This window comes from Mucilaginibacter sp., assembly GCF_036383575.1.
In the GTDB taxonomy this organism is placed as follows: Bacteria; Bacteroidota; Bacteroidia; order Sphingobacteriales; family Sphingobacteriaceae; genus Mucilaginibacter.
Genome location: NZ_DASVOB010000186.1, coordinates 1 through 7,086 on the forward strand (window position 1 = coordinate 1; position 7,086 = coordinate 7,086).

The following is a 7,086-nucleotide window of genomic DNA, read 5'->3' on the forward strand; positions in this document are numbered from 1 at the left end:
TATCCCAGTTGATAAAAGTGATAGATGTGCCGCCATGAGCACCGCCAGTGTACGAGTAGCCACGCACTTCAAGTGTGGTTAAACTCGAATCCTGGTGGATCATCTTGGCAGAATCATCCAGCGTAAAAAACATTCCCGACCGCGAATCATCCTTTTTAAAATCGTCATATGATTTCAGAAAATTTTTGGTCATCATTTCCAGGCTGCTGTCTGCTTTACCATCCATAGCAAACATCACTGTAAGCTTACGGGTTATAGTATCATTTAAGGCTTTGGCGCTATCAAAAAACGGGTAGTTAATTTTCACTACTGTACAGGCACTGTCAGGCTTTGTACCACAATCTGCCGCCCGTGCTTTTATTACTTTATAGGCATAGTGCAGGGTATCAAACGACTTTTCAGCAACCTTATTAGACACTCCCCACTGGCACGATGATAACCCTAACGCAATAAAAAATAACAGGCACAGATTTTTCATAGGTATTATGTTTTAGTAGTTTAGCAACTGCTCCCTTGAGAGCGAAGCATTTAACCAGCCTGCCTCAATATTCGCGCCGTACTTGTTATAAAAGTTAATAGCAGGTTCGTTCCAGTCAAGCACCTGCCAAACCATACCGCTAAAACCACGCTCTTTTGCTTCCTGTATCAGCCTGTCGAAAAGTAGCTTGCCGATCTTTTTGCCGCGCATCTCTTCGGTCACTATCAGGTCTTCCAGATACATTCGGCTGCCTTTCCAGGTTGAGTAGCGAACATAGTATACCGCGAAACCAACAACCAGGCCTTCAACTTCGGCAACAAAAGCCTTCCAAACAGGATTTGGGCCAAAACCGGCTTCTTCAAAATGCTGTAAGGTAACGGTAACCTCTTCGGGGGCTTTTTCATATAAGGCCAACTCGTGCACCAATTCCATCAAACGCGGGCAATCGGCTTGGATAGCTTCCCTGATAATTAGCCCCCCAGCCCCCTGAAGGGGGTGCTGACTTTCAGTTTTATTTTCTGTATTGTTCATTTTCTCTTTTTCTCTGAACCTGAATTTTCGCCGTTGTTGGTGTTGTCACCAACAACTTTTATCTATTTTTTAGGTGTTCAACTTTTAAAAGTGTGAACACTTGCAATTATCTCCAACTAAAACAAGGCTAATAATCAACACTTTAACTTTCAACATTATTGTTCATTTTTAACAAATGAACAACTTAGTACTGACAATCAACAACTTAACTTTTCGAAATTTTAAAGGCTGAACACCCGTTTTTAAAAAACTGAACACTTAAATTTCGATTTAAAAAAACATGTTGTTGGTGACAACACCAACAATGGGCGGGCTAATTATGTCTGAACTGGAATTTATCGAATTAGGCGAATTATTTGAATTGTGTTTTCATTCTGTCAATTCTTAAATTCCATAAATTCAGGTTCAGACAAATTCTGATCAATTATTCTTCCAATGCTTGATCACCCTGCCGCCAAATATCGTACTTCCCAGTCTCACCATATTACTGCCCTGTTCAATAGCCAGCTTATAGTCTGACGACATGCCCATCGACAATATATCAAAACTTTCTTCCTTTCTGAAATAGCTCAGTTTGATGCCTTCAAAAAAGGTGTTCAGTTCGTAGTATTCTTCTTTTATCTGTTTCTCGTTATCGGTGTTTGTAGCAATGCCCATCAATCCGCGGATACGAACGTTTTTCATAGTGGCAAACTCTTCCGACCGCAACAACTCTATCGCTTCATCAAAACCCAGTCCATATTTGGTTTCTTCGTCGGCTATGTAGATCTGGAGCAGGCAATCAATTACCCGTCCGGCTTTTTCGGCATGCTTGTTTATCTCATGTAAAAGCTTCAGGCTATCAACAGACTGGATCATGCTCACAAAAGGTGCAATGTATTTTACCTTATTGGTTTGCAGGTGACCGATCAAATGCCATTCAATATCTTTGGGTAGCTGCTCATACTTTTCAACCATCTCCTGCACTATATTTTCGCCAAAAAGGCGCTGCCCCGCATCATAAGCTTCCTGTACATCTTCAACAGGTTTTGTTTTTGATACAGCCAATAATATTACCTTATCTGCTTCCGTTTCCTTTTTTAAGCTTTTGATGTTATCTGCAATGCTCATTTATCCGTAAATTTGCTTAATTAATCAGCCGCTAAATTACTGAATGCGTAAATATATAACCTTGTTTTTTTCAGCAGCACTTTTTTTATGTGCCTGCAATGGCAAAAGTGTTCCCGGGGATGTGCTTAAACCCGAGGCCATGGCCAGCGTATTAACCGAGATGCACATCATTGACGGTAGTTTGTATAATGTTATGCAGGCGCCCGATAGTTTGTATAAATATGGTGCAGGCAAATACGCTGCTATGTTTAAACGCCAGCATACCGATACCGCGCATTTTAACCGGAGTATGCGTTATTACGCCACACAACCCGATAAATTACTGGCCATTTATGATCAGGTAGATATTAAAATTAAAAGCAAGACCGATTCCCTTGCCAAAGTTCAGACTGAACAAAGCAAAGCCGCCCGTAAGGTTGATTCGCTGAAAAACTTAAACATTAAAACTAAAGCCGATTCGGCAAGGAGGATGCATCCTCATGAAAACGCGGCTGCGCGCAGAGCTGACTCATTAGAAAATTTAAAAAATAAACCCAAAACCGATTCGGCAAGGAGATTTCATCCGCGGAAAAGCAAAGCTGCTCATAAAGCCGATTCGTTAAAAAAACTTAAAGCCATAACCTAATGCTTTACCCCCCAAATAGTGTAGATAAGCTGGGTTTTACCGAAATAAAAGAACTGATAAAAGCACATTGCCTGAGTGAAATGGGTCAACAAATGGTTGACAAGATCCAGGTAATGAGCAATTACGACCAGATACATAAGTTCCTGAACCAGGCAAACGAGTTTAAGAATATCCTGGTTAATGATGAGGCCCTGCCCATCCAGCATTTTTTCGATATAAAGTCCCTTGCCAATAAAGCCCGTATTGAGGGCGTTTTTTTAAGTGAAGAAGAATTTTACCAGGTTCAGGCTTCGCTAAATACCGTGTTTGCCGTTATCGCGTACTTTAACGAACGCGAAGGTTTGTACCCCAATCTTGAAGCCCTTTTTGAGCACCTGCCTATTGAAAAGGCTATCCTTAAAAAGATAGACGCAGTGATTGATCAAAAAGGCAAGATCAGGCCTAACGCCTCGCGCGAGCTGATGGAAATTACCAGCGGCATTGCCAAAGCCGAGCAGGAAGCCCGCAAAAAGATTGATATGGTATTTAAAAATGCGACATCAAACGGCTGGGCTGCCGATGGTTCTTTAACCGTACGCGATGGCAGGTTGGTGATCCCCTTGCTGGCCGAAAACAAACGCAAACTGAAAGGCTTTGTGCATGACGAATCAGCATCAGGCCAAACGGTATATATTGAGCCCGAAGAGGTTTTTGTGCTTAACAACCGTATCCGCGACCTGGAGTTTGAACGCCGCCGCGAAATAGTAAAGATCCTGACCGCTTTAACTACCGAATTAAGGCCTTACGTTCCCTTACTACTCTCCTATCATGGTTTGTTAACCAAGCTTGATTTCGTTCGCGCCAAAGCCCTGTTTGCCATTGATATTGAAGCCGAAATGCCGCAGGTAATAAACGAAGCCAGGGTTAAGCTGTATAATGCACGTCACCCGCTGTTGTTCCTGAATTTTAAGGCCGAGAAAAAAACGGTTGTTCCGCTTAATATGCAGATAGACGAGGGTACCCGCATCATTGTGGTATCTGGTCCTAACGCGGGCGGTAAATCTGTTTGTATGAAAACTGTTGGTTTATTACAAATGATGGTGCAGGCCGGTTTACTGATCCCTGCCGATGAAGCCAGCGTTGTGGGCGTATTTAAACAGCTTTTTGTTGATATAGGCGATGACCAGTCGATTGAAAGTGATTTGAGTACGTACAGCGCCCACCTGTCCAAAATGAAGAATTTTGTGGAACAGGCCAATGGTAAAACCCTGATCCTGATAGATGAGTTTGGTACCGGTACCGATCCGCAGTTTGGCGGGCCGATTGCCGAGGCTGTGCTTGAATCGCTTAACCAAAAAAAGGTTAAGGGCATGGTGACCACCCACTACTCCAACCTTAAAATATTTGCCAGCAATACTGAAGGCATTGAAAATGCATCCATGCTGTTCAATAACATTGAGATGCGCCCGCTTTACCAGTTAGAAATTGGCAAGCCAGGCAGCTCATATGCTTTTGAAATAGCTCAGAAAATCGGTCTGCCGGCCAACGTTTTAAACCTCGCCAAAAACAAAATAAGCGAAGGGCAAAAAAAGGTTGATACGCTGTTAGTTGATCTGGAGCGTGAAAAACGTTCGATATTTGAAACTAAACAAAAGCTGGATAAACAGCAGCGTAAGGTAAATGAGCTACTGGCCGAAAACGAGAAACTGAAAAGCTATCTCGAAGAAAATCAACGCTCCCTCATCAGGGAAGCAAAAGATCAGGCCAAGAATATTATCCTGAACGCTAACAAACTGGTTGAAAACACGATATCCGAAATCAAAAGCAGCAATGCCGATAAGGAAAAAACCCGCCAGTTGCGTGAAAACCTGCATGTTGAGCTTAAAAAGAACACCGTTAAGGTTGAAGCACCAAAACAAACTGCCCCTGTTGATGAGGAATTAAAACCGGGCGACTGGGTAAAACTCACCGACTCGGAAACTACAGGCCAGGTAATTGAGATCATTAAAGAGAACGTAGTGATTGCCATTGGCGATTTGCGTACCGTCGCCAAAAAGAAACGGGTGATCAAGGTTTCCAAATCATCGGTACCTAAAGAGATCAGGCGGAGTTTCAGCGCACAAACCAATGATATGGCAAGTTTTAGTCCGGAGATTGACGTGCGCGGGCAGCGTACTGAGGATGCGCTGCACGCCATTGAAAAACTGTTTGACCGTGCGCTGATGATGGGCTTTAACAGCCTTAAGATCATTCATGGTAAAGGCGATGGCATTTTGCGCAAAATGATCAGGCAATACCTTAAAAAGTACGAGCAAGTTGACCGTATGGAGGATGAACATGCCGATCGCGGTGGAGATGGAATAACTTATGTATATTTGAAGTAAACGGAAGGTTAAAATAAACAATTAACAACCAACCAAACGTCATTGCGAGGAACGAAGACAACCGACCGTAGGGAGATCATTAATACCTATAAAAATCAAATTATAATTATTAATAATCCCAAACTTTACAGGGTGGATTTGCATATTCGCTCTGCCAGTCGGGGATTGCTTCGTTCCTCGCAATGACGTAATTTTTTAACACCAGTGCAACCTAACTTATTTCAAAATAATATGTCTTTAAAATCTATTGCCCCTATGTTATACACCCGGCAGGTACGGGAAAGTGTTGATTTTTATGTAAACAATCTCGGGTTCACTTGTGTTGGTTATGACGAAGACTGGGGATGGGCTACAGTAAGCCGTGATGATATTGAGATCATGCTGGCTTTGCCTGTTGATAATACCTCATTCACTGTGCCTAAATTTACCGGCTCTTTCTATATCCGTACCGATAAAGTTGATTTTTTATGGAGTGAACTGAAGGATAGGGCTGTAATTTGTTACCCTATTGAAGATTTCAGTTACGGCATGCGCGAGTTTGGCGTTTTTGATTACAACGGTTACTTGTTGCAATTCGGGATGCCGATTGAATAATACATTCTTAACAAATATTTTGCGGATAGGTTAATAGCTTATCCGCTTTCTGTATAAGTTTCCTATTTTAGGGCAGCCAAACCCTGAAAAAATGCGCAAACTATATTTCCTTGTACTTTTCATTGCATTTACCGGTTCAACAATAAGCTGCACCGCTCAAAGCGTTATTTTAAAAAGCAAAGATCAACGCATCCGATATACCGGGCGAATCAATCAAACCGACGAAGCTGCTGAACTGTACTGGACAGGCTCATCCTTAAAGATCAACTTTAACGGAACCGGCGCATCGGCCCTGATGCAGGATGAACGGGGCGAAAACTACTATACCATTATAGTTGATGACAAGGTGATCAATACCATTCACCTCGATAATACCAAACAGGCTTATACCCTTGCCGAAAATTTACCCGCGGGTAAGCACACCCTTGAGTTATTTAAGCGTACTGAATGGGACAAAGGCAAAACCCTTTTTTACCAGTTTACTTTGGCTAAAGACGCCACCGCCCTTTCTCCACCGGAAGCAAAAAAACGCAAGATCGAATTTTTTGGCAATTCTATCACCTGCGGTTATGCCGATGAAGATACTACAGGGCAAGACAGAGGATCTGCCCCTTATGAGAACGGTTACCTGAGCTATGCCGCCCTAACGGCCCGTCATTTTGATGCACAATATGTTTGTACCTCAAAAAGCGGTATTGGCATTACTGTGAGCTGGTTCCCGCTCATCATGCCCGAAATGTATAACCGCCTTGACCCTACCGACCCAACAAGCATCTGGAATTTTAAAAAGTACACGCCTGATGTGGTAGTGATCAACCTGTTTCAAAATGATTCATGGATCGTGAATCAGCCCAATAATCCACAGTTTAAAGAACGTTTCGGCAGTAAAGCGCCGGAGCCTGACCAGATAATCAAAGCTTATAAAGAGTTTATAAAAAACATCCGCAAGGTTTACCCGAAAGCGCAGATCATTTGCGCCTTAGGGAGCATGGATGCAACTAAAGCAGGTTCGCCATGGCCGGGATATATTGAAACGGCAGTTGCTGCGCTTAACGATAAGCAAATTTATACTCACTTTATTCCTTATAAAAACACTCCCGGACACCCGAGCCTCAAAGAACAACAGGCTATGGCCGATGACCTGATCTCTTTTTTGGAAAAGACGGTTAAGTGGTAGTATATAAAACCATGTCATTGCGAGCGATAGCGTGGCAATCTCGTAGCTATACAGGGTAAACATGCACAGCTGTTAGCATGGCTACGAGATTGCCACGTCGCCCCAAGGCTCATTCCCACTCGCTCCTCGCAATAACATAAAATTTAACCTTACTCCCCCACCCTCTGCTGATCAGGCAGTTCATTAGGTCCGGGAATATTGGTTTGTT

7 protein-coding genes are annotated in these 7,086 nt (G+C 42.9%); 4 read left to right on the forward strand and 3 right to left on the reverse strand.

All coding sequences use genetic code 11. The features are described from left to right. The 3 genes from VF500_RS06815 to VF500_RS06825 form a co-directional block, all read right to left on the reverse strand. The coding region (locus VF500_RS06815; protein WP_330858945.1) for a PdaC/SigV domain-containing protein at positions 1-478 on the reverse strand (478 nt) is incomplete at its 3' end. A 12-nt stretch (positions 479-490) separates the two neighbouring features. Beyond that, positions 491-1,009 carry a GNAT family N-acetyltransferase gene (locus VF500_RS06820; protein ID WP_414688566.1) on the reverse strand — a complete coding sequence of 173 codons (519 nt, stop codon included), beginning with the start codon at positions 1,007-1,009 and terminating at the stop codon, positions 491-493. Positions 1,010-1,429: 420 nt separating this feature from the next. Continuing rightward, positions 1,430-2,119: a YggS family pyridoxal phosphate-dependent enzyme gene (locus tag VF500_RS06825; RefSeq protein WP_330858946.1), complete on the reverse strand. Its 690-nt coding sequence runs from the start codon at positions 2,117-2,119 to the stop codon at positions 1,430-1,432. A gap of 43 nt (positions 2,120-2,162) precedes the next feature. Here VF500_RS06825 and VF500_RS06830 point away from each other — a divergent pair, with 43 nt between their 5' ends. The 4 genes from VF500_RS06830 to VF500_RS06845 all read left to right on the forward strand — a co-directional run bounded on the left by VF500_RS06830 (position 2,163) and on the right by VF500_RS06845 (position 6,878). Then, positions 2,163-2,744: a DUF4296 domain-containing protein gene (locus VF500_RS06830; protein ID WP_330858947.1), complete on the forward strand. Its 582-nt coding sequence runs from the start codon at positions 2,163-2,165 to the stop codon at positions 2,742-2,744. Then, positions 2,744-5,107 (forward strand): endonuclease MutS2, encoded by a 2,364-nt coding sequence (locus VF500_RS06835; protein WP_330858948.1) that lies wholly within the window; start codon positions 2,744-2,746, stop codon positions 5,105-5,107. Before VF500_RS06830 ends, VF500_RS06835 begins: the two co-directional genes overlap by 1 nt. Positions 5,108-5,338: 231 nt before the next feature. After that, positions 5,339-5,701 (forward strand): VOC family protein, encoded by a 363-nt coding sequence (locus tag VF500_RS06840; RefSeq protein ID WP_330858949.1) that lies wholly within the window; start codon positions 5,339-5,341, stop codon positions 5,699-5,701. 91 nt (positions 5,702-5,792) lie between these two features. Next, the gene (locus VF500_RS06845; RefSeq protein WP_330858950.1) at positions 5,793-6,878 is read left to right on the forward strand and encodes an SGNH/GDSL hydrolase family protein; all 1,086 of its coding nucleotides are present in this window, start codon (positions 5,793-5,795) and stop codon (positions 6,876-6,878) included. Positions 6,879-7,086: the final 208 nt, after the last annotated feature.